Below are 22,332 nucleotides of genomic sequence, written 5' to 3' on the forward strand. Positions count from 1 at the left end.
AAATGGCGAGTGTGAAAATCAGATAATTCAGTTATATTTACTAGCGTAATAACCAGTCTATGTGGCAGGTTTCTTTACAAGGATAAAGACTTTTTAAAGGAAACAGTGCATGATAGAACAATAGCAGACTACTTCGTTTAATAAAAAGATGAAGTAATTAAGTAAAGGAGAGTTTGATAACATGTACGATTTAATTATTCGGGATGGTTCGGTCGTATTAGAAGACGAAATAGTAAAAGCGGATATAGGTATTAAAAAAGGAAAGATTGCAGAAATAGCGCAAGGTGTTAGCATACCAGCAAAAAAATACGTAGATGCTAAAGGCAAATATGTTCTGCCTGGAATGATTGATATTCACGTGCATTTTGATGAACCGAGCCGAGGCCATTGGGAAGGGTTTGATTACGGTTCAGCATCTATGGCCGCAGGAGGCTGCACTACGTATTTTGATATGCCTTTAAACGGCGTTCCTCCTACCGTAACAGAAGCAGCGCTGTGGGAAAAGAAAAAGCTGGCTGATCAAAAGTCAGTAGTAGATTATGGTCTATGGGGAGGGTTGGTTCCTGGTAATAAAGAAGAATTAGCCAAAATGGCTCATTCGGGTGTAATAGGTTTTAAAGCATTTATGTCAGAAGCCGGTTCTGAATTTGATTTCTCAGATGACCTCACATTATACGAAGGAATGAAAGAGATTGCAAAACTAAATAAAGTGCTTGCCCTGCATGCTGAAAGAAATGACTTAATACAGCAGCTTGAAGAGGCTAAACAGAAGCAAAAGCAAACTGCTATTAAAGATTATTTGGAAACGCGACCTGTTGTAGCAGAAGTAAACGCAGTAAAGCAAGCGCTTGAGTACGGTGAAGAAACGGGATGTCCGCTTCACTTTGTACACATTAGCAGCTATGAAGCAGTGCAGCTTATTACGGAAGCAAAGAAGAATGGAATGAACGTTACGCTGGAAACTTGTCCGCATTATTTACTTTTTACAGAGGAAGACTTTGAAGAAATTGGCGTAACGGCTAAGTGTGCACCTCCTCTTCGCAGCAGGAGTCAAAAAGAAAAATTATGGGCTTGTATTCAATCAGAGGAAGTAGATATGATTTCTTCGGATCATTCTCCTTGCCCGATTGAGTTAAAAACAGCTCATCAGAATGATTTATTTAAAGTTTGGGGTGGAATATCAGGCGGTCAATACTCTTTGCAAGCAATGATTAGTGAGGGAGCCATCACTAGAGGGATTTCTCTTTCTCACATTTCAAAGCTTGTATCAACCAATCCTGCTAAACGATTCGGTTTATATCCTAAAAAAGGGAGCATTTTGCTAGGATCCGATGCGGATTTGGTTATCGTTGATCTGGATCAAACTGAAAAAGTGACAAAAGAAGGAATGGTTTTCAAACATAAGCACAGTATATATGAAGGAACGGTATTTAATAGCGTTATTTTAACTACCATTAATAGAGGAACGATTGTATACAATAAAGAAGAAGGTGTGTTTCCTCTTCACAAAGGACAAATGGTAAACGGTGAATACGTAAAGTTGTAAGTACAGTGCAAAAAGAGGTAAAAAATAAACCTTTTATCTCTTTTTTTACATAAAAAAATGAGGATGACTTATATTAAAGGTGCTACATAGACGAAAAAAGAGTATCTACTATAACAAAAGAGACATTTTTAAAGAAGCTTTTATTATTCTGAAAAAGTATATTTTCGGTTGAGGGAAGCATAATGAAAAAATAATAAAATTTCTTTTTTAATATAGAGAAAAAATTCCCAAAAAGAAAAATATTATCTGATTGTATGAAAAGTAGATAATCAGATGCTTTGTAATCAAGGGTTTTGTATAAAAAAATTCCCAAAAAGATATTTTAAGAAAAGAAATCTTGATTTAAAGCTTTTTATAGGTGCAATTTTATAATGGAAAACCGTATTTTATGCACTCATTGTAAAATTCTGATATTGACAGAATCATTTTATAAGAATAAAATTTTCTTGTTTCTATTTTTTTATATCATCATAATTTTTTGACAGTTTTGTCTATGGTGGTTTACGGTTGAAAGAGAGGTTAAGGAATATGTCGGTAGAGAGAGAAAAAGTGTATGAAACAGTTCCTCAAAAAGGATTCTTCGGACATCCTAAAGGGTTATTTACCTTGTTCTTTACAGAATTCTGGGAGCGTTTTTCATACTATGGAATGCGTGCGCTACTTGTATTGTACATGTACGATACAATTGCAAACGGTGGATTAGGAATGGAACAAGGAACCGCTTTAGCGATCTTTTCTATTTATGGTTCCCTTGTTTATATGTCTGGAATTATTGGCGGTTGGATTGCAGACCGCATTTTAGGTACGTCTAATACGGTGTTTTACGGTGGTATATTTATTATGCTGGGGCATTTAGTGCTTGCGTTGCCAGCAGGTGTAACAGCGCTGTTTATTTCGATGTTCCTGATTATCATTGGAACAGGTTTATTAAAACCAAACGTTTCAAGCGTTGTTGGTGATATGTACAGTCCTACGGATAACCGTCGAGATGCTGGATTTAGTATCTTCTATATGGGTGTAAATGCAGGAGCATTTATCGCACCGCTAGTTGTTTCAACAGTAGGTGAAAAATATAATTATCACTTAGGTTTTGGAATCGCGGCAGTAGGAATGCTTTTAGGTCTAATTGTATTTATGGCTACACGAGGCAAAACTCTAGGTCGTGCAGGTAGACAAGTACCAAATCCTTTAAAACCAGAAGAACGCAAAAAAGTATTTGGTACTATTGCACTTGTTGCAGTTGTACTTGCAATCTTTATTGTACTGACTTCTTTAGCGGGCATTTTAACAGTTGAAGGCGTTATTTTATTTGTAAGTATTTTAGCGATTGTTATTCCTATTATTTACTTTGTGGTTATGTATAAGAGTCCCAAGACAACAGCTGATGAGCGTTCACGCGTATTAGCTTATATCCCTCTTTTTATTTCTGGAGTAATGTTCTGGGCAATTCAAGAGCAGGGGTCAACAATTTTAGCAACGTATGCAAAAGATCATACACAGCTAACGTATGGCGGCTTTAAAATTCCAGTTGGCTGGTTCCAATCGTTAAATCCGTTATTCATTATTATATTTGCACCAGTTTTTGCAGCACTTTGGGTGAAATTAGGAAACAGACAGCCTTCTACACCAAAGAAGTTTTCATTAGGACTATTATTTGCAGGGCTTTCTTTCCTTGTCATGGTTATTCCAGCTAGTATTCATGGAAATGAAACGTTAGCGAGCCCGCTTTGGTTAGTGTTAAGCTTCTTCTTAGTTGTAGTTGGAGAGCTTTGTTTATCACCAGTAGGGTTATCAACTACAACAAAACTAGCACCTGCAGCGTTTTCTGCTCAAACGATGAGTTTATGGTTCTTAACAAGCGCAGCGGCGCAGGCAATCAATGCTCAGCTTGTTCAATACTATGAAAACATTTCGCAAGTTGTTTATTTTGCTGCATTGGGCGGAGTGTCGGTCATTTTAGGTGTAATTGTGCTAATGATTTCGCCAAAAATTCAGCGTTTAATGAAAGGTGTTCAATAAGAAAAACCGTCCTTAAGGACGGTTTTTTTATGATTTATTTGAAAAAATATTCATGAAGGAGGCGTAGGTCTGATCGTCCTCACCCTCATAGAACGCAAGATTTAAAAGTCTGTTAAGTTCGTTTGTTGATTTTTCAGTTTCTGCAATAATTTGATGCATATGAGCAATCTTAGACATGGATCCGTTGCCATGAGCATTTTTGATTTGATTTAATGTTAAATGAAGCGATAAGACCTCTCGGCGAAGAGCTTGTCTTAATTCAGAGGAAGCAGGGATAAAAAAGCGTTTATAAAAATAACTGGCTTCTTCAAATACCAATTCTCCATTTTCTAGCTCTTTAGCCGCAATTTCTTTAATCTCTTGATCGTCTAATCGACTGGCCGCTTCTTCGATAAGAAATCCAAAAATAATAGCTGTATCTGGTTTTAACATACAATAACCTCCATTATTATAAAAAAGAACTATGTAGTTTATATGTATAGATAGAAAGGAAAAAATATTCATAGTAATTCACTAATCAGCATAGACAAAAAAATAAAAAATATTCTTTTATAGGTAAACTAAAATTATTTCAAAATAAATTTTTTATAATTAAACATTTTTTCCATATTAAAGGATTATTTTGGCTTTCAAAAAGAGATGAATAGAATAAAGAGGGTTCTTAGTCCTATATAAAAAGAAAATTGATAAAAGATATTAAATTCAGAAATTTCTACCTCTTTATAACTAAAAAATTGCTCTATTAAAATAGTTGACAGCAGAAATAGATAGGCATAAAATATACTATTGTCAAATGAATTAGCAAGCTATTCATAAAAAGTTAACGGACATTTGAATAATATGAGTAATATCCATATAAGGTATTAATTACTTAAATCTAACCAACTTGTATGCTTGTCATACAAGTCTACAGAAAGGAAGATAGTCGTATGCGCAACGTATTTTTTGCAGATAATGAAACAATTGAAACGACTTTACGTGGGAAAGAAATTTTAGGAGCTCCAATGTTAAACAAAGGAGTAGCTTTTACAAAAGAAGAGCGTAAAACGTTAGGATTAGAAGGTTTACTTCCTCCAATGACTTTAACTTTAGATGAGCAGGCAAAACGTGCATATGAGCAATTTTTAGCTCAGGCAGATAACCTTGGTAAGAATGTGTATTTAAACGATTTACAGAACCGTAATGCTGTATTATTCTATCGTTTATTGCAAGATCACTTAAAAGAAATGCTTCCAGTTGTTTATACACCAACAGTTGGACAAGCAATCCAAGAATACAGCCATGAATATCGCCGTCCGGGTGGCGTATACTTGTCAATCGATAATGTAGAAGGCATTGAAGAAGCTCTTAAAAATATCGATGCAAATAGTGAAGACATTGATTTAATGGTTATTACAGATTCAGAAAGTATTTTAGGAATTGGTGACTGGGGCGTTGGTGGTATTAATATTGCTATCGGTAAATTAGCCGTATACACAGCTGCAGCAGGAATCGATCCAAGCAGAGTACTTCCAGTTGTTCTTGATGTAGGAACAAACAACGAAAAATTATTAAATGATCCTCTATATATAGGAAACCGCCATGAACGTATCCGTGGTGAGCGCTATGATAATTTCGTAGATCAATTCATTTCAAAATCTCTTGAAATATTCCCTAATGCACTGTTACACTGGGAAGATTTCGGTAATGTAAATGCTCGTAACATTATTAACAAGTACGGAAAAGAAATTCTAACGTTTAATGATGATATCCAAGGAACAGGTGCTGTAACGCTTGCCGCTATTTTCTCAGCAGTTCAAGTGTCTAAAATGCCACTTCGTGACCACCGCGTTTTAATCTTTGGACCGGGTACAGCAGGTATCGGTATTGCAGATCAAGTTCGTGACGCAATGGTATTAGACGGTATTACAGAAGAAGAAGCATACAAAAACTTCTGGGCAGTTGATTTCCGAGGCCTTTTAACAGATGACATGGACGACTTATTAGGTTTCCAAACTCCTTATGCACGAAAAGCAGAAGAAGTAAAAGACTGGAACCGTGAAGAAGACAAAATTTCTCTTTTAGAAGTTGTCAGACAAGTTAAGCCGACAATCTTAATTGGTACTTCTGGCGTAGCAGGCGCATTCTCAGAAGAAATCGTAAAAGAAATGGCTAAGCATGTAGAACGCCCAGCTATTTTACCGATGTCAAATCCAACTCCGCTTGCGGAAGCTACTCCTGAAAACCTATTAAATTGGACAGAAGGAAAAGCGCTTGTAGCGACTGGAAGTCCGTTTGAACCAGTTAACTACGATGGTGTGGAATATGAAATTGGTCAATCTAATAATGCTTTTGTTTTCCCAGGTCTTGGTCTTGGATCAATCGTGGTAAAAGCAGAAGTTATTACAGACAGCATGTTTGCAGCATGTGCACACGCTGTAGCCCAAATGGTAGACAGCAGCAAACCAGGTGCTTCATTGCTACCACGCGTAGAAGAATTACGTGAAGTATCATATAACGTTGCTTTAGCGGTTGCTAACGCAGCAATTAAAGATGGCGTTGCAAAAGAAGTTCCAACAGATGTTAAAGCGGCAGTAAAAGCAGCAATGTGGGAACCAACATACAAAGAAATTAAAGCTTTAGAAACAGTAAATGCTTAATTTTTAGATAGAAAAAGCACAGCTTCTGAAAAAAGAAGCTGTGCTTTTTTTAGTTACAAAAAGAATTCTTAAGTTACATAACGTATATAGTTTTTTAAAACTTGTGTATGATTCTCTATATTAGAACCACAGGGGGTTATGAGATGAATACAGCACGTAAATTGGAAACGTTTACTCAAGATTCACAGCCTGAAAATAAGGGTTTTTGGAACCGAATCAACAATATTAAAGTGGGAGTTATTCCTCTGCCGCTATACATTTTACTTGCATTAATTGTATATGGCGCGGCCGTTTACAACGAGCTTCCTCCAGATATGATTGGCGGATTTGCGATTATTATGGTGATGGGAATGCTGCTTGGTGATTTAGGATTAAAAATTCCGATTTTAAAAGATATTGGCGGACCAGCTATTTTATCACTGCTTGTACCTTCCGTATTAGTTTTTTATAATGTTTTAAATCCCGCATCTATGGAAGCGGTAACAACTTTGATGAAGACATCAAACTTTTTATACCTTTATATTTCTTGTTTAGTAGCCGGAAGTATCCTTGGTATGAACCGCAAAGTTTTAATTCAAGGCTTTACACGTATGTTCGTACCGCTTGTATTAGGTACGCTAGCCGCTGTAGCTGCAGGCGTAGCTGTTGGGATGTTATTTGGTTACGGAGCAAAACATACATTTTTCTATATTGTTGTACCAATTATTGGAGGAGGGATTGGTGAAGGTATTTTACCGCTTTCACTTGCTTATTCTCAAATTTTAGGTAGTTCAGCAGAATCTTTTGTGTCGCAAATGATTCCAGCTGCTGTTATTGGAAACATCGTTGCTATCGTATGTGCTGGCTTAATGAAACGTCTAGGAGAGAAAAAGCCAGAATTAACAGGTAATGGAGTTCTTGTGAAGACAAAAGGCGGAGATGGCATCTCAGAAGATACAAATATCAAGAAACCAGTGGATTTCTCGTTAATGGGCGCAGGTCTTTTAATTGCATGTAGTTTCTTTATTTTCGGAGGCTTAGCACATAAGTTTTTAGGAATTCCAGGTCCAGTTTTAATGATCGTAGCGGCAACGCTAGTAAAATGTTTACAAGTAATGCCTGCTAAAATGGAGCAAGGTGCTTATCATATGTACAAATTCATTTCTACGAGCTTAACATGGCCGTTAATGGTAGGGCTAGGGATTTTGTATATTCCTCTTGAAGATGTAGTGAAAATTGTTACACCAGGTTATGTAGTCGTATGTGCAGCAGTTGTTATTGCTATGGTAGCAACGGGTTATTTTGTAGGTAAAATGATGAAAATGCATCCAGTGGATGCTGCAATTGTAACCGGCTGTCACAGCGGTTTAGGAGGTACGGGAGACGTAGCGATTTTATCAGCTTCCAATCGTATGTCACTTATGCCATTTGCTCAAGTAGCAACAAGACTTGGAGGCGCTTCCACTGTTATTTTAGCTACGCTTCTTATGAAACTTTTAGGAGTATAAAATCAAAACAAAAAAGCAGCTCGGTTCGTACGAGCTGCTTTTTTTGTCTTATGAAACGCTAACAGGTTTTAAGATAAATTCTTCCACAACTTTTGCCACACCGTCGTTCATGTTTGTATCTGTTACGTGGTTGGCTTTTTCTTTAATATCTTCAGGAGCATTTCCCATTGCTACGCCAAGTCCAGCAAATTCAATCATGGCAAGATCATTATAACTGTCGCCAATGGCAATCACTTCATCGCGTGTAATGCCAAGCTGTTGAATTAATAAGTGGAGACTTGTCCCTTTTGTGACGCCTTCTTCTGTAAATTCAAGGAAGTATGGTTTAGAGCGCATTACGCTTAGCTCTCCTTGAAGCTGCTTTTGAAGTTTCTTTTCAACGTGAACCAGCATTTCCGGTTCTGCAAGCATGAGTACTTTTACAACAGGTTCTGTAACGGCATCAGTAAAAGATGAAACAACACGGATCGGCAGACCTGTAATGTCACTTTCAATATCCGTAAATTTATTTTCTACTTCGGTTATAATTTCATCTCCAACGTACGTATGAATTAAAACGCCTTCTTCGCGGCTAATATCGTCGAGACGTGCAACGGTTCTCGGAGATAATGTGCTGCTAAATAGCTCTTCATTTGTTAAGCAATTAATAATTTTCGCTCCGTTAAACGATAAAATAAAGCTTCCGTACTTTTCTAATTCTAGTTCTTTGGCGATGTGAACCATTCCGTAAGTTGGTCGGCCAGAAGCAAGTACAACTTTTACTCCCGATTCTTGCGCCTTCATTAATGCTTCTTTTGTGCGCGGAGAAATAGTGTGATCATCGCATAATAGTGTATCATCCAAATCTAAAACAATCATTTTGTAAGGCATATTTGTAAATTCCCTTCTTCTACTAGACTCATATCTTCATATGGTACTATAAAAAAACGTTTGATTCAATTTAATGATTTTTTGAAAAAAAGAAGCATGCGTATACTTTGTTTGAACTCCTTGTAAGTAGATGAAACAAAGAAATTGAGACATAACTAAATCACTCGAATCTATAGACGAACAAATGGGATAAATGATCTAGTATGGATGACTTGTTACACCGCTGTTGATTTCCGTGCAAGACTTCGCTTTCCGCGGGCGACCGATGAGCCTCCTCGTCGCATACGCTCCTGCGGGGTCTCATCTGTTCCGCTTTTCCCGCAGGAGACTTCGCCTTGCTCTCCAATCACCAGCTAGAAGCAACTAAACACATGAAAGCTACGTTCATTTTAACAATAAAAAACACGAACTAATAATCGAAAATTTTGATTGTTAGTTCGTATTTTACTTCGACTAAAATTCTTTTGTCCCAGCTTCTGGATTAGTAAGCAGCTAGAGTGTGATTAGTTTTCTGGGCATCTCCTTCACTGAATGCTTCTTTTAAGAGCGTGTAAGATCGCTTTTTTTGTTCGAAATTTTGAATAGCAGTAAGTATGATAAATTCATCAATAGAAAACGCCTGTTTCAAAGCTTGGAGCTTTTGACGAACGGTTTCTTTTGTACCGTATATAACGTTTGCTTCTTTCTCTTCAATTCGATAGCTTTCTTTGGACTGTTGACCAAATTCTTCAGCTTTTTCTTTGGAGCCTAATGTAACGGACTTACCATTTTGTAAGTATACTTTAAATATTTTTGTGCTGGATGCTAATGTTTTTGCTTCTTCTACGGTATCCGCTACGATGACGGAAAGCGCAACGACAAGCGAGCGAGCGTGAGATGAAACGTGCTGATTATAGGCAGAAATCGCTTCTTCTAGTACTTTTTGCTCCCCATTAATGAATTGAGCAAATACATATGGAAGGTTTAATGAAGCCGCAACTTCTGCGCTTGAAGCACTTGCTCCCAGTAAAAACATATCTGCTGATTTTTCCGGTTTTGGATAGGCTTTTAAACCGTAAAGAGGGTGATCTTCCGGCAGCGTATCGTTTAAGTATTGTTTAAGTTCTATCAGTTTGTCTGTTAAGGACTTAGTGGTCTGAGAGTTTTGTTGTAAGGCTTGAGTAGAATGAGGTAGTCCTCCTGGTGCTCTACCGATTCCAAGATCGATGCGATTTGGAGATAATGAGGCTAAAACGTTAAAATTTTCTGCTACTTTATAAGGGCTGTAGTGCTGAAGCATAACACCTCCTGAACCAATACGGATATGATGCGTTTTAGCGAGCAGGTGAGAAATTAACACTTCAGGTGATGATCCTACAACATGTTCAGAGTCATGATGCTCCGCTACCCAAAAGCGATGGTAGCCAAGTTCTTCTGCTAGCTGAGCTAATTGAATAGTATGCTGAAATGCATCTTCAGCACGCTCACCTTCATAACGCGGGCTTTGATCTAAAATACTTAATTTCACTGAAAACACTCCTTAAAGTTGATAAAAAAGGTAAGAATAATTGGGATTAATTTTAGCAAAGGATTTTCCAGATGAAAAGAGTTTTTTTAAAGAAAAATATTTTTTGAAAAATAAGTTGACTTTGCCATTTTGAGGCTATATAGTTGAATCATCAAATAGAAAAGCCGATAAAACAACTTGGATAAATAAGAATTAAGTGAGTATGTTTCAAAGACACTTCACTTCATTCTCCGGTTTTATCAAAGAAACAGTTAAAGCTGATTGGTCTACCAAAGGCTCCTGAGTAAACTCCAGGAGCCTTTTTGCTGTAAAAAGGAGGGGGAAAAAGTGAGCGATGTATGTATTTTATATAACGGAAGCTCCCATAATTATCAACAAATAGCCTCAGTGAAAGGTGAGCTAGAAGCTTGCTTAACCTCAAAAGGAGTGCGGGCAGAAGCTATCTCGTATCATGATGTACACGCTTTAACAGAGAAAGCGCAGAAAGAAGTAAAGGCATTTAGTTCAAAAGTGAACCAAGCCAAAAGTATTGTCGTTCTGTTATCTGGCGTGAATGAAACATACGTACAGTCTTTTGACCAGCTGACAAAAATATTGCCAGAAGATTTATTGCATAAAAAAATACTTCTGCCAATTCTTATTGGTGAAAATGTGAATTCTTTACTAAAAGCTAAATATGACTTAAAGCTTTTAGCATCTTTTTTAGGTAGACCTTATTGGCTCAGCAGTCTTTTTCTGCTGCATGAATACGTCTCTTTTGCAGGAATCAACAATGCGAATGCCAAAAGTCGTTTAAAGGAAGCTGTGGATGAGCTGATTTATAGAGCCGATCTATCCCTTCAAACATTTATAAAATGAGGTGAAGAAAATGAGTGAATTATTTCGATTAGCAACCGTAGAAGATGCTGAAGAACTGTTAGATTTAACACTTCGAGCATACGAGCCGATTCGAAAGCTAGGAATTAAGTTTCCCGCTGCAACGGCAACGATTGAACTTGTAACAGAAAACATTCAAAACAGCCGCTGCTACGTGCTGGAAAGTGATAAAAAAATCGTAGCTACGATTACAGCAAGAACGTATAAAGAAATAACGAACTGGCCTTTCTTATGGTGGTTTGCGGTAGATCCTTTGGTTAAAAAGAAAGGAGTAGGTTCTAAACTCTTAACATGGGTTGAAGAAACAATTATTCGGGATCAATTGGGGGAACCTGCCGTTACATTGGCTACTTCTAATCGACATCCGTGGTTGATTCCTATGTATGAAAGGAAAGGGTATGAACGGTTTTTTGAAGTCGATCAAGGAGAAGAAGGAAAAGGCGTATTCTTAAGGAAAATCTTACATCCTGAAAGATATGAGTTAGAAAAACACAAGGAGTTACAAAAAGCTAATTAATAATTTAAAAGAAAAGAGGAGAAACCATGTCAGCAAAGATTTTATTATGGAATCGAAAAGGTTGTCATCATTGCGAGGAACTAAAAGCATATTTTCATGAGAAAGGATATCAATATGAAAGTATCGACGTAGAGGGAAAAGATTATTTGCGGGATTTACTTGAAATTAAATACGGTATTCGCCATGTACCGGTCGTTGAAATTGGAGACGAGGGGCAGTTTAAAGGAGTAATTGAAAAAGATTATGAACAAATAGAAAAATTGATTGAAGACTATTCACCAATAGTTAAATAGCTGGGACATCCATTTTATTAATTCATTAAAACAATAAATTATTTTGAGACATAGTGAGGGACAAAACACATGAAAAAACTAAAGCTGACAGCTATCTTTTTATCACTTCTTTTATTATTAGCCGCTTGCGGAACACCCAATAAAGAAACAGCAGCTAACGCAAGCAAAGACAAAGTGCAAAAAATTATAGTAGGAACGGGTACGCAATTTCCGAACATTTGCTTTCTTGACGATAAAGGAAATCTAACAGGGTATGACGTAGAACTTGTTAAAGAAATAGACAAACGTCTTCCAAACTATAAGTTTGAATTTAAGACAATGGATTTTTCTAATTTACTTTTGAGCTTAGAATCGAACAAAATTGATTTAGTAGCCCATCAGATGGAAGTGAATGAAGAGAGAAAACAAAAGTTCCTTTTTAATAAAGAACCTTATAATATTTTTCCGCTACATGTAGTTGTAAACGAAAAAAATACGTCAATTAAATCAATTAAAGATTTGAGTGGTAAAAAGGTAATTGTAGGAGCAACAAGTAATTCTGCTAACTTAATCGATAAGTATAACAAAGAACATGGAAATAAAATTAATATCGTCTATTCAGGCCAAGGATCTGATGATACAAAAACGCAGCTGAAAACAGGGCGTGCGGATGCCACGATTAGTACGCCGTTTGCAGTTGACTTTGTCAATAAGCAAGCGGACGCAGAGCAAAAAGTTGTAGGGCCTGCTATTTCAAATTCAAAAGTATATTTTATGCTTCGCAAAAATGAAACAGGTTTACAAAAAGATGTTGATAAAGCGTTAAAAGAAATAAAAGAAGACGGAACATTGACAAAATTAAGTAAAAAATGGCTGGGAGAAGATTATACAAAAGCAGCTGGAAATAACTAAAGCACTTACTGTGACCCAAGCCTTAAACTTGGGTCCTTTCGCTACCTGTAGAGGGAAACAAAGGAGAGAAAAAGATGGGAAAAGCATTTGATATAGAGCTGATTTTCACCTCTATTCCTCAATTATTATCTTATTTGCATATTACAATTTGGATTTTGGTTGCTTCACTTGTGATTGGCAGTACCTTGGGATTGTTTATTGCCCTGCCTCGTATTTATAAAGTACCTGTGTTAAGTCAAATAGCAGCAGTTTATATTTCTTTTATGAGGGGGACGCCTATTTTAATTCAATTATTTTTAGTTTTTTACGGGATACCTGCCCTTTTACAATTGATTCATATTGACGTTTCTAGAATGGCTCCGCTCGTATTTGTTATTATCACGTATTCACTGAGCACGGCGGCGTCTTTTTCTGAAATGATGCGCGGTGCCATTAATAGTGTAGATAAAGGGCAAACTGAAGCAGCTTATAGTATAGGAATGACCGGAAAACAAACGTTCACTCGAATTGTGCTGCCGCAAGCTCTCGTTGTAGCCTTTCCTAACTTTGGAAATCTTGTGATTGGGTCCTTAAAAGATACGTCTTTAGCCTTTACCATTGGTGTGATGGATATGATGGGAAGAGGAGATACCATTATCGCTGCAACGGCTCATGCAGTGGAGGTATATATTGCACTTGCCATTATTTATTATTTTGTGGCGATGATATTAGAGAAATTTTTTGTGAAATCAGAACAGAAGCTGCAAAAACATGATCAGCCTGTTCATGTATAAAACGAGCTTACTAAAAGAGGTGTAAACATGATTATTGACGTACCGTTTATATGGACAGCATTTGTAGAAATTTTAAAGGCATTACCTTTAACGCTCCTTATTACCATCGGTCCGTTACTAGGCGGGTTGCTTATTGGTATTGCTGTTGCGGCTGTGAGAATCAATTCAGTGAAAATAATAACGCCAATTGCCAACGTATACGTATCATTTTTCCGAGGAACGCCTGCTATTCTTCATATTATGGTTATTTACCTAGGGTTCCCGCTATTTATTAATAAACTATCGAGTTACTATGGATGGGGCTTCAATGCAAACAGCATTCCTATTGTCGTATTTGTATTAATCGCTTTGTCTTTTACAGCGGGAGCTTATATGTCAGAGATTATTCGCTCTGGTTTGTTAGCTGTAGAAAAAGGACAAATTGAGGCTGCGTATTCCATTGGAATGAATCGTTTTCAATCGATGAAACGAATTGTTTTTCCACAGGCGTTTGCTTTGTCTTTACCGAATTTATGTAATATCTTCATCGGCTTTTTGCATACGTCTTCTATCGCATTCATCGTATCGCAAAAAGAGCTAAACGGTGCTGCTAATATCGTAGCTTCGAATAACCTCAAGTTTTTAGAAGCTTATATTGCTGCTGCTCTTATTTATTGGATGCTGACGATGTTAATAGAAGGAATAACAGCGCTGCTTGAACGAAAATTAACTGTTTATAATCGAGGAGGGGTTGTATGATTACACTAACAAATATAAAAAAAACATTTGGTCATAATACAGTATTGGACGGTATTGATTTAATTGTTAAAAAAGGCGATGTTGTGACCATTTTAGGACCGAGTGGTTCTGGAAAGACTACGTTTTTACGCTGCATTAATTTCTTAGAAAAAGCAGATGAAGGAGAAGTTTCGATTGATCAATTTACGATTCAGTGCCAAAAGCCAAACCGCAAAGACATTTTAACTCTTCGACAAAAAACAACGATGGTTTTTCAGCAATACAATTTGTTCAAACACAAAACCGTTATTGAAAATATTATGGAGGGGCTAGTTATTGTTCAAAAGCTGCCAAAGGAAGAAGCGAAACAACGCAGTTTAGACGTCCTTGAAAAAGTTGGGCTTGCTGAAAAAGCAAATGCTTATCCAAGTCAGTTATCAGGAGGTCAACAGCAGCGAGTGGGCATTGCTAGAGCGCTTGCTTTAAATCCTGAAGTCATTTTATTTGATGAGCCGACGTCTGCTTTGGACCCTGAACTGGTGGGTGAAGTACTGTCTGTTATTCGTAAAATTGCTGAAGAAGGAATTACGATGATTATTGTTACGCACGAAATGAGTTTCGCCCGTGAAGTCTCTAATCACGTTGTATTTATGGACGGAGGAAAGATTGTCGAACAAGGTCATCCTGAAGACATATTTTCAAATCCAAAAGAAGAACGAACAAAGCAATTTCTCAAGCGTATTAACCCAACGCATTCTCCTTACTCTTATATTTATGAAAAAACAATCTAATACTTTAATCTAAAACCCACTTGACTCATAGGAATAATAAGTATATGATAAAATCATCAAATTAAACAAACCGACTAGATCACTAGAGGTTCTTTGCACAATGCGTGACATTGTGTAAAGAACCTTTTATTTTTTACTAGACTTAAGGGAAGAAGGGTGAACGTAGTGAATAGAGGAGCATTAAAAGCTAAAACAAGCAAAAACCTTTTTATAAAAGGTCAGGTTGTACCTGGAAGGCAGCAAGGAAGACATTTGGGATTTCCAACAGCTAATATAGATACTCAGCATGAGGAATTAAAAAATGGCGTGTATGGTGTCCTCGTTCATCTGCGGGGACTTGAACATATAGGAGTTATGAATGTAGGGGTTAAACCGACATTTGGATCGGAACTATCTAAAACATTTGAGGTTCATATTTTAGATTTTAACGACGTTATTTATGGAGAGACAGTTCAATGCGACGTAATCTTTCGGGTGCGAGGGGAAAAAAAGTTCCCTTCTATTGAGTTTTTAAAACATCAAATTAAAGCCGATACGCTACAAGTTAAGCAAAGATTTCAACATATGGGCTATGTATCTAGTGAACATACAGCTTCAAAGCTAGGGCAAGCGCGGTATTTAAATCTTCCTGATCTACAGTTTTTTAATTGGTGCCACAGTCAATTCAGAGTCAATAAAGGGATTTACAATACAATTGATCAATGGTTTTATGACGAAGGAATTGTAAATATTCACCCTAGAAGAGTTCACATTATCGCTTTTTTGCAATTTGCACAGGAAGGAAATGAAAGAAAGACAGAAAAAAAAGGAGTCCTTCGCTTTGGAGCAGGCGGTTTGACTAATCAATTACGAGAATTTATGAATGGATATGAAAAAGGAGAATGGTAATATGACACATCAAAGACAATTAAAGCTAGGGGCTATTATTCATGGAGTAGGAGGAAACATGGGGGCATGGAGACACCCTGAAATTTTGTCAGATGCCAGCGTTAATTTCGGTTTTTACAAGCAGCAGGCTCAAAAAGCGGAAGAAGGAAAATTTGATTTAGTGTTCATTGCCGATGGATTATATATCAATGAAAAATCGCTTCCGCATTTTTTGAATCGTTTTGAACCTCTTACTATTCTATCAGCACTTGCTTCTGTCACTTCTCATATTGGTTTAGTCGGCACTCTATCGACTTCGTATAGCGAGCCGTTTACGGTGGCTAGACAATTTGCTTCACTTGATCATATTAGCAGCGGCCGAGCGGGATGGAATGTTGTAACATCTCCATTAGAAGGATCTGCGCTTAACTATGGAAAAGAGCACCCCACCCATGATAAACGCTATAGAATAGCTGAAGAGTTTCTAGAAGTAACAAAGGGATTATGGGATTCTTGGGAAGATGATGCATTTATTCGAAATAAAGAAACCGGACAATTTTTTGAGGAGAAAAAGCTGCACCGCTTGCATCACAAAGGGGAATTTTTTTCTGTAGAAGGCCCGTTAAACATTGGCCGCTCAGTTCAGGGTCAGCCCGTAGTGTTTCAAGCAGGCTCTTCTGAAAGCGGCAAAGATTTAGCAGCGAAAACGGCTGACGCAGTGTTTACGGGACAAGACAATTTAGAAGAAGCAAAAGCTTTTTACCAAGATGTAAAATCAAGAGCCGTAGCGCAAGGACGCAATGAAAACGAACTTTTAATTTTCCCGGGAATTGGTCCTATCATTGGTAGTACAAATGAAGAAGCCGAAAGAAAATATGAAGAACTTTCTCAATTGGTGACAATTGAACATGCGCTAAACTACTTAGGACGCTTTTTCGATCATTTTGATTTTTCACAGTTTCCGTTAGATGATCCATTTCCTGACTTAGGAGATATAGGAAGTAATAGTTTCCGCAGTACAACCGACAAAATTAAAGAAAACGCCAAAAAATATAAGTGGACACTGCGAGAAGCAGCGCTGCGAATTGCTACACCTAAAACACAATTTATTGGGACGCCAGAGCATATCGCTAATTTGATGGAACAGTGGTTCGAAGAAAAAGGAGCTGACGGCTTTATTATTCATTCAAGCGTTCCGCATGGCTTAGATGACTTTGTTGAACACGTCGTACCGATACTGCAAGAAAGAGGCTTGTATCGTACAGAATACGAAGGGAATACATTAAGAAGTCACTTGGATTTGAATGTTCCGAAAAATCGCCACACACAGGTGAAAGTTAACTGAAGTAGATTCAAAGATACCGGGAAAAAAGTATTTTAGCTGAAGTGAAAAACGAACTATTAATCGAAATCTTTTGATTAATAGTTCGTTTTTTTGTTATGGTAAACGCAGGTTTCATCTGTTTAGTTCCCTTTAGCAGTTGATTGGAGGGCAAGGCGAAGACTCCTGGAAAAGCGGAACAGATGAGACCCCGCAGGAGCAAAAGCGACGAGGAGGCTCATCGGCCGCCCGCGGAAAGCGAAGTCTTGCATGGAAATCAACGGCCGTGTAACAAGCCATCCATATGAGCTCATGTATCCCATTTGCTCGTCTTTAGATTGAATTAATTTAGTTATGTCTCGACCTTTTTTAATATTTTTAATATTAAAATATGGTAAAATTCTTTTTGTAGGTTATTCGTTTCAGTTCATAAGGCCTAAAGGGTTTTGAATACCCGGAAAGGAGTCAAATGGAAAAAAGACATAAAAGTAAGAAGAAGCGTATGATCATTTCGATATCTTTATCCGTTATTTTAGTCGGGGGAGGAGCGACAGGATGGATATTGTACCAAAACGGAAAAATTCCTTTTTTATCACAGCAAAGTATAAAGGCAAGTGCCATTAAAGTGAATCAACAAAAAGTTGATAAGCTGGAAAGCAGCGATCAGCAGGCAAAAGATTTTATAGCTGAACATCATGACGTACTAAATGATTTGACGGGGTGGAGTGCCATTGAGCACCCAGACTGGCCTGCCGTACAAGAAGAAGCAGCAGCCATTAAAAATACGATTGGCACGATTAAAGTAAAAGATTCTGTTTTAAAGAAAGACTTTCAGCATATGGAGAAGCTCGCTGGACAGCTAGAGCAGACTAAAGATCAAGCACTGTTAAAAGAACTTCATCGTTATTTTCATGACTTAGATGTTGTGATCAATGAAGACGATGGATCAAATACATATTTTGATGTTACCAGCTATGGTAAATCAGTTGTAAAGACTTCTAAATGAGCCATAGCAAAAAGCTTTATACATAAAAGTAGTTTTGTATAACAAACATCTTCGCTTATTCATGCATATGCTACGGATAAGGAGGAGACAGGTTATATGAAAAAAATTTATTTAGATGCAGGTCACGGAGGAGCAGATCTAGGGGCTGTAGCCAGCGGGTTATATGAAAAAGACTTAGTGTTAGCTGTTCAACAGTACATCATCTCTTTTCTTTCTACTCACTATCAAGGATTTTCTCTTTGTACAACGCGTACAACCGATGTGTTTTTGTCATTAAATGAACGGGTCAACAAAGCCAATGCGTGGGGTGCTGATGTATACTTATCTATTCATATAAATTCAGGCGGCGAAACGGGATATGAAGATTTTATTTATAGCAAAAATATAAATAACCAAACCATTGTGTTACGAAACGATATTCACGATCATGTGAAATTTGTTCTCACTAAATACAATCACTCTAACCGAGGCAGGAAATTGGCTAATCATAGTGTGTTAAGGCGTTCATATATGCCATCTGTACTAACTGAAATGGGGTTTATTGATACAGAACACGATGCAAAGCTCTTAAAAAATCCTCAATTTCTAAAAGATATGGGGGTGGCATACGCAAAAGGGATTGCGCAGTTTTTAAACTTGGAGCCTAAATCTACAAATCCTGCGGGAGATTCTGACGAGGAAAGTTTTCCGAAGCCTACTTTTTTATATAAACCTTTATGGATAAAAACAACCGAGGATACGGAGACGTATAAGTATGCAAATATGTCAGAGAGAACAGGTTATTTAAAAAAGAATACCCTCTTTCAAGTTTATGGTGAAACGCGTGCAGCCTGGGTGATTGATGGACAACATTTTATTGGAAAAAAAGATACAATCATTGAAGGAGAAACCATCACAACTGAGGAATTAACAAAAGAGAATATGAAAACATTAAAAGTGTTTGTGACAAAAGAAAAATTAGAAACAGCCGTAACCTTTTCCAAAGAAGGAGCTGCGGTAGCCATCATTACACTTCACGATAAAAAAATACTGAATGTAAAAGCATTTTTAGATAGAGAAAAATGGTGGTACAAAGCTGAACGGATAAAAAAATAGTGAAAAAACCTGCTTGTTTTTTGAAGCTTTCACCCTAGTAATTTTACTTATTTTTGATAGAATATAAAGAGCTGAATCGTAAAGATGCATAAAGGTGTGATGGAAATGGAAGAGCAACAAGAAGCGATTGATTTAACAAAAGTATATGTATATGAGGAGTTTCCGGATAAAGTTGCAGGCAGATGCGATAACTGTGGACATGTGAAATTTAAAAGCTTAGTAAAAGACTTTATTTTTATCCGTACATGCGCAAAGTGCGGCATGAAAAAAAGCATTTAAATCCCTACTTCTTTATAAAAAACGCTCTTTTCTGAAATGAAAAGAGCGTTTTTTCTCTATTTAACGTATAAATGATCGCTAAGCTGCTCTGAAATAGTCTCTACATCTTCTTGTACATGTTTTTGTTTTTTCATCATTTCTAATAGGATTTCTTCAAGATTCTGTGAATGGTTTTGCTTATCTTTTGGTTTATGTAAGTACTTTGCAATTTGATGCATATTATTGCTTAGCCGGCTTAGTTCAGACTCAATTTTCCGCAGGTTAACCAATAGTTCCACACCTGCTTCTTTGCCGATTAAAGGCGGTTTAACTTTTCCATCCATAATAAATTTTCGAATGAGAGACGTTCGTTTTAGATTATAGTGTTCAATAAGTTCCTCTAATTTTTCTTTTTCTTCTTCATTCAACTTAATTGCTGGAATGCTGTGTCCTCTCATAAGGTATCTCCTTTCAAGAGCAGTTCTTGCTGCGTTCAATCATATGTAAACATTCTCTTGTCTTTAATAATAGCAACCTTTTCCATGGTTAACTATGGTGAAAAGTTACTAAAATGTCGAACGTACAGTCTGTTAAAAAACTGGTAAATTAAGAAATTTGGTTTAGTAATAGTTGAATTATAGAAGGAATGTAATTATCTACAATATTGCTGCTTTAATAAAAAGGCAGTAAAAGGGATGAATGTACCGCCGTTGTACTCAACCATTTTTGAGAGCGCAGCTTTAAAGAAGAGGGATGATTTTTATCATTTTTTCCTCGTACCACATCTTTCCTCCTAGTAACTCTGTCGAATCTTCTAGACTATTGTCTCAAGGGAATAGAAAGAAAGAAGACGAAATGGTTGAGAACGAGGTAAAGTCATATTATGTCTTTATTGACCTCATTTACATACTTTACGGGGGAGGAATACGTTTGAAACTAAAAAAACGATTAAAACTAAATAAGGTAGGGGTAGCCATGCTTGCGGCCGGGGTTATGTGTACAGCTTATACGTCTATTCATACGCTAGAAGCGCCTGTAGTCGCTTTGGCTGCAGAGAATCAGTCGGATTCTTTGGAGCTAGCATTTGCACAAGCATCTAAAGAATTTGATGTGCCAGCTTCGCTTTTAAAAGCAATTTCCTACAACAAGTCGCGCTGGGAAAGTCATAATGGAAAACCTAGTGCAGCCGGGGGATACGGTCTTATGCATTTAACAGACACCCCGTTTGTAGAAGATGGAAAAGGAAACGGAACTGCACCTTCAAAACCAGCAGCATATGACAAACAGCAAACGCTCTCCTTAGCTGCTAAGCTGCTTAAGTCAGATAAAGAAAGATTAAAAAAAGATCCTGTGCAAAATATTCGCGGTGGCGCTGCTGTACTAGCTTTTATCGCAAAAGACAAAAATGGAAACGTACCGTCCACTGAGAAGAAATGGTACGATGCAGTCGCCGCTTACAGTTCTTCTCAGGATAAAGAAAATGCTCAAATATTTGCCGATGATGTATATGAAACGTTGGAAAAAGGAGCAGAGCATACAACATCAGACGGACAGCATCTTAAAATTCCCCCTCAAAATATAGATATGTCGATTCCTCGTGCTGAAAATTCCAATACGAATAAAGCGGATTGTCCGGCATCTTTAAAATGTGAATACATCCCTGCTTTTTACGGGAAATTTAGCGAAAGTCCTTCAGATTACGGAAACTATGATATTGCAAATCGTCAAAAATCAGATGTTCGTTATATTGTTATTCATGATACAGAAGTAAGTTATGATGGAACGATTGATTTGTTTGCTAACCCTAATAGAGCAGCTGCAAACTATGTAATCCGTTCAAGTGATGGCCACATCGCACAGATGATTGATAACAAAGATGTAGCATGGCATGCAGGAAACTGGTATTTTAATACGCACAGTATCGGAATCGAGCATGAAGGGTTTGCGCTTGAAGGATCCACGTGGTTTACAGAAGAAATGTACCGTTCTTCGGCAAGACTCGTACGCCACCTTGCCAAAGAATATAATATTCCGTTAGATCGAGCTCATATTATTGGTCATGATGAGGTGCCGGGCTTGTCTCCTAAGGCTCAATCAGGTATGCATTCAGATCCAGGGCCGTTTTGGGATTGGGGGCACTATATGGATTTAGTAGGAAGCCCAGTCGAGAGCCAGCATACAAACAAACTAGCCGTTACAATTAATCCCGTCTTTAAAAACAATCAGCCAGAAGTATCAGATGCACCAAAGCAGCCGGCCAACTTTGTGTATTTGCATCAAGCTCCTCGCCATGATTCACCGCTACTGAATGAGCCTGCAGCTTCAGGACCAGGAACGAAACAAACGTTAGACTGGGGAAGCAAAGCTGTAACTGGACAAACGTATGCAGTGGCTGAGACGAAAGGAGAATGGACAGCGATTTGGTACGGAGGACAAAAAGCGTGGTTTTATAATCCCCATAATAAAAATACAAGTAAAGGTACAGGCATATTATTAACGCCAAAAGCAGGAAAAGAAAGCATTCAAGTGTACGGAGGAGCTTTTCCGGAAGCTTCAGCCTATCCTTCTGATATACCGGTTAAAGATATGATCCCACTTCAGTATACAATCTCTCCGGAGCAGGTGTACGTGGGGGTAGAAAAAGTAAGGAGTGACTATTACTATGCACCCACTTTTACAACAAATCCAAACGATCACAAAATGATTGTTGGAAATGACGAATATTATCAAATTTATTTTAATCACCGCTATGCGTTTGTGAAAGCTTCGGATGTAGAGGTTAAAAGACAATAGAATAGAGTGTTAAAAGAAAAGGAAGAGGCAGGATGATTAAAGGATATGTCTCTTTCTTTTCTTTTA

Annotated in this window: 23 protein-coding genes and 1 pseudogene; 18 read left to right on the forward strand and 6 right to left on the reverse strand. The window is 37.4% G+C overall.

Annotation, left to right across the window (positions count from 1 at the left end):
* Positions 1-181 precede the first annotated feature (181 nt).
* Both LIS78_RS10875 and LIS78_RS10880 read left to right on the forward strand, forming a co-directional pair.
* Positions 182-1,546, forward strand: coding sequence for an allantoinase (locus LIS78_RS10875; RefSeq protein WP_252285148.1), 1,365 nt, complete (start codon positions 182-184; stop codon positions 1,544-1,546).
* Positions 1,547-2,074: 528 nt separating this feature from the next.
* On the forward strand, positions 2,075-3,565 hold the full coding sequence (locus tag LIS78_RS10880) for a peptide MFS transporter (RefSeq protein ID WP_209151570.1): 1,491 nt from the start codon (positions 2,075-2,077) through the stop codon (positions 3,563-3,565).
* Between the two features lie 27 nt (positions 3,566-3,592).
* Here LIS78_RS10880 and LIS78_RS10885 read toward each other — a convergent pair whose 3' ends face one another.
* A complete protein-coding gene (locus LIS78_RS10885; protein ID WP_013056760.1) occupies positions 3,593-3,997 on the reverse strand; it encodes a hypothetical protein in 405 nt (134 codons plus the stop codon).
* A 497-nt stretch (positions 3,998-4,494) separates the two neighbouring features.
* Here LIS78_RS10885 and LIS78_RS10890 point away from each other — a divergent pair, with 497 nt between their 5' ends.
* Together LIS78_RS10890 and LIS78_RS10895 are read left to right on the forward strand one after the other, a co-directional pair.
* Positions 4,495-6,204 (forward strand): NAD-dependent malic enzyme, encoded by a 1,710-nt coding sequence (locus tag LIS78_RS10890; protein ID WP_195780257.1) that lies wholly within the window; start codon positions 4,495-4,497, stop codon positions 6,202-6,204.
* Positions 6,205-6,347: 143 nt separating this feature from the next.
* Complete coding sequence (locus LIS78_RS10895) at positions 6,348-7,691, forward strand: 2-hydroxycarboxylate transporter family protein (RefSeq protein WP_195780256.1); 1,344 nt, start codon at positions 6,348-6,350, stop codon at positions 7,689-7,691.
* A gap of 48 nt (positions 7,692-7,739) precedes the next feature.
* On the opposite strand, the gene LIS78_RS10900 is transcribed toward LIS78_RS10895, so the two are convergent.
* The 3 genes from LIS78_RS10900 to LIS78_RS10905 form a co-directional block, all read right to left on the reverse strand.
* On the reverse strand, positions 7,740-8,561 hold the full coding sequence (locus tag LIS78_RS10900; RefSeq protein WP_013082899.1) for a Cof-type HAD-IIB family hydrolase: 822 nt from the start codon (positions 8,559-8,561) through the stop codon (positions 7,740-7,742).
* A 215-nt stretch (positions 8,562-8,776) separates the two neighbouring features.
* The gene (locus tag LIS78_RS31340) at positions 8,777-8,911 is read right to left on the reverse strand and encodes a hypothetical protein (RefSeq protein ID WP_286676954.1); all 135 of its coding nucleotides are present in this window, start codon (positions 8,909-8,911) and stop codon (positions 8,777-8,779) included.
* A gap of 131 nt (positions 8,912-9,042) precedes the next feature.
* The gene (locus LIS78_RS10905) at positions 9,043-10,068 is read right to left on the reverse strand and encodes an LLM class flavin-dependent oxidoreductase (RefSeq protein ID WP_195780255.1); all 1,026 of its coding nucleotides are present in this window, start codon (positions 10,066-10,068) and stop codon (positions 9,043-9,045) included.
* Between the two features lie 327 nt (positions 10,069-10,395).
* Between LIS78_RS10905 and LIS78_RS10910 the strand changes: the two genes are divergently transcribed.
* The 13 genes from LIS78_RS10910 (at position 10,396) to LIS78_RS10965 (ending at position 19,494) form a co-directional block, all read left to right on the forward strand.
* Positions 10,396-10,926 (forward strand): hypothetical protein, encoded by a 531-nt coding sequence (locus LIS78_RS10910; RefSeq protein ID WP_195780254.1) that lies wholly within the window; start codon positions 10,396-10,398, stop codon positions 10,924-10,926.
* Between the two features lie 10 nt (positions 10,927-10,936).
* Entirely contained in the window at positions 10,937-11,461 is a 525-nt protein-coding gene (locus LIS78_RS10915; protein ID WP_195780253.1) for a GNAT family N-acetyltransferase, read from the forward strand.
* A gap of 26 nt (positions 11,462-11,487) precedes the next feature.
* The gene (locus LIS78_RS10920; protein ID WP_043982088.1) at positions 11,488-11,754 is read left to right on the forward strand and encodes a glutaredoxin family protein; all 267 of its coding nucleotides are present in this window, start codon (positions 11,488-11,490) and stop codon (positions 11,752-11,754) included.
* Positions 11,755-11,823: 69 nt separating this feature from the next.
* Positions 11,824-12,645, forward strand: a complete 822-nt coding sequence (locus tag LIS78_RS10925; protein WP_195780252.1) for an amino acid ABC transporter substrate-binding protein — start codon at positions 11,824-11,826, stop codon at positions 12,643-12,645.
* Positions 12,646-12,719: 74 nt separating this feature from the next.
* Positions 12,720-13,418 carry an amino acid ABC transporter permease gene (locus LIS78_RS10930; RefSeq protein WP_252285149.1) on the forward strand — a complete coding sequence of 233 codons (699 nt, stop codon included), beginning with the start codon at positions 12,720-12,722 and terminating at the stop codon, positions 13,416-13,418.
* Between the two features lie 27 nt (positions 13,419-13,445).
* Positions 13,446-14,156, forward strand: coding sequence for an amino acid ABC transporter permease (locus LIS78_RS10935; protein ID WP_195780251.1), 711 nt, complete (start codon positions 13,446-13,448; stop codon positions 14,154-14,156).
* A complete protein-coding gene (locus LIS78_RS10940) occupies positions 14,153-14,926 on the forward strand; it encodes an amino acid ABC transporter ATP-binding protein (RefSeq protein ID WP_195780250.1) in 774 nt (257 codons plus the stop codon). Before LIS78_RS10935 ends, LIS78_RS10940 begins: the two co-directional genes overlap by 4 nt.
* A 165-nt stretch (positions 14,927-15,091) precedes the next feature.
* Positions 15,092-15,814, forward strand: coding sequence for a riboflavin kinase (locus LIS78_RS10945; protein ID WP_195780249.1), 723 nt, complete (start codon positions 15,092-15,094; stop codon positions 15,812-15,814).
* A gap of 1 nt (position 15,815) precedes the next feature.
* A complete protein-coding gene (locus LIS78_RS10950) occupies positions 15,816-17,138 on the forward strand; it encodes an LLM class flavin-dependent oxidoreductase (protein ID WP_252285150.1) in 1,323 nt (440 codons plus the stop codon).
* Positions 17,139-17,274: 136 nt separating this feature from the next.
* Complete coding sequence (locus tag LIS78_RS31345) at positions 17,275-17,406, forward strand: hypothetical protein (protein WP_286676955.1); 132 nt, start codon at positions 17,275-17,277, stop codon at positions 17,404-17,406.
* Positions 17,407-17,583: 177 nt separating this feature from the next.
* Positions 17,584-18,120: a hypothetical protein gene (locus LIS78_RS10955; protein WP_252285151.1), complete on the forward strand. Its 537-nt coding sequence runs from the start codon at positions 17,584-17,586 to the stop codon at positions 18,118-18,120.
* 96 nt (positions 18,121-18,216) lie between these two features.
* Positions 18,217-19,215, forward strand: coding sequence for an N-acetylmuramoyl-L-alanine amidase family protein (locus LIS78_RS10960; protein ID WP_195780246.1), 999 nt, complete (start codon positions 18,217-18,219; stop codon positions 19,213-19,215).
* A gap of 99 nt (positions 19,216-19,314) precedes the next feature.
* Entirely contained in the window at positions 19,315-19,494 is a 180-nt protein-coding gene (locus tag LIS78_RS10965) for a DUF8096 family protein (protein WP_025752091.1), read from the forward strand.
* A gap of 56 nt (positions 19,495-19,550) precedes the next feature.
* On the opposite strand, the gene LIS78_RS10970 is transcribed toward LIS78_RS10965, so the two are convergent.
* Positions 19,551-19,931 carry a plasmid mobilization protein gene (locus LIS78_RS10970; RefSeq protein ID WP_013056777.1) on the reverse strand — a complete coding sequence of 127 codons (381 nt, stop codon included), beginning with the start codon at positions 19,929-19,931 and terminating at the stop codon, positions 19,551-19,553.
* A gap of 148 nt (positions 19,932-20,079) precedes the next feature.
* Positions 20,080-20,139, reverse strand: a pseudogene (locus tag LIS78_RS31590) (hypothetical protein); the annotation flags it as partial.
* Positions 20,140-20,403: 264 nt separating this feature from the next.
* Between LIS78_RS31590 and LIS78_RS10975 the strand changes: the two are divergent.
* On the forward strand, positions 20,404-22,266 hold the full coding sequence (locus LIS78_RS10975) for an N-acetylmuramoyl-L-alanine amidase (RefSeq protein WP_252285153.1): 1,863 nt from the start codon (positions 20,404-20,406) through the stop codon (positions 22,264-22,266).
* Positions 22,267-22,332 lie beyond the last annotated feature (66 nt).

The sequence above is a fragment of the Priestia megaterium genome (genome assembly GCF_023824195.1).
Lineage (GTDB): Bacteria > Bacillota > Bacilli > Bacillales > Bacillaceae_H > Priestia > Priestia megaterium_D.

Excerpts from the sequence above, each read along its gene's own strand:
- LIS78_RS10875 (WP_252285148.1), top strand. The coding sequence starts at position 182 with ATGTACGATTTAATTATTCGGGATGGTTCGGTCGTATTAGAAGACGAA.
- LIS78_RS10880 (WP_209151570.1), top strand. The coding sequence starts at position 2,075 with ATGTCGGTAGAGAGAGAAAAAGTGTATGAAACAGTTCCTCAAAAAGGA.
- LIS78_RS10885 (WP_013056760.1), bottom strand. The coding sequence starts at position 3,997 with ATGTTAAAACCAGATACAGCTATTATTTTTGGATTTCTTATCGAAGAA.
- LIS78_RS10890 (WP_195780257.1), top strand. The coding sequence starts at position 4,495 with ATGCGCAACGTATTTTTTGCAGATAATGAAACAATTGAAACGACTTTA.
- LIS78_RS10895 (WP_195780256.1), top strand. The coding sequence starts at position 6,348 with ATGAATACAGCACGTAAATTGGAAACGTTTACTCAAGATTCACAGCCT.
- LIS78_RS10900 (WP_013082899.1), bottom strand. The coding sequence starts at position 8,561 with ATGCCTTACAAAATGATTGTTTTAGATTTGGATGATACACTATTATGC.
- LIS78_RS10915 (WP_195780253.1), top strand. The coding sequence starts at position 10,937 with ATGAGTGAATTATTTCGATTAGCAACCGTAGAAGATGCTGAAGAACTG.
- LIS78_RS10920 (WP_043982088.1), top strand. The coding sequence starts at position 11,488 with ATGTCAGCAAAGATTTTATTATGGAATCGAAAAGGTTGTCATCATTGC.
- LIS78_RS10925 (WP_195780252.1), top strand. The coding sequence starts at position 11,824 with ATGAAAAAACTAAAGCTGACAGCTATCTTTTTATCACTTCTTTTATTA.
- LIS78_RS10930 (WP_252285149.1), top strand. The coding sequence starts at position 12,720 with ATGGGAAAAGCATTTGATATAGAGCTGATTTTCACCTCTATTCCTCAA.
- LIS78_RS10935 (WP_195780251.1), top strand. The coding sequence starts at position 13,446 with ATGATTATTGACGTACCGTTTATATGGACAGCATTTGTAGAAATTTTA.
- LIS78_RS10940 (WP_195780250.1), top strand. The coding sequence starts at position 14,153 with ATGATTACACTAACAAATATAAAAAAAACATTTGGTCATAATACAGTA.
- LIS78_RS10950 (WP_252285150.1), top strand. The coding sequence starts at position 15,816 with ATGACACATCAAAGACAATTAAAGCTAGGGGCTATTATTCATGGAGTA.
- LIS78_RS10955 (WP_252285151.1), top strand. The coding sequence starts at position 17,584 with ATGGAAAAAAGACATAAAAGTAAGAAGAAGCGTATGATCATTTCGATA.
- LIS78_RS10960 (WP_195780246.1), top strand. The coding sequence starts at position 18,217 with ATGAAAAAAATTTATTTAGATGCAGGTCACGGAGGAGCAGATCTAGGG.
- LIS78_RS10965 (WP_025752091.1), top strand. The coding sequence starts at position 19,315 with ATGGAAATGGAAGAGCAACAAGAAGCGATTGATTTAACAAAAGTATAT.
- LIS78_RS10970 (WP_013056777.1), bottom strand. The coding sequence starts at position 19,931 with ATGAGAGGACACAGCATTCCAGCAATTAAGTTGAATGAAGAAGAAAAA.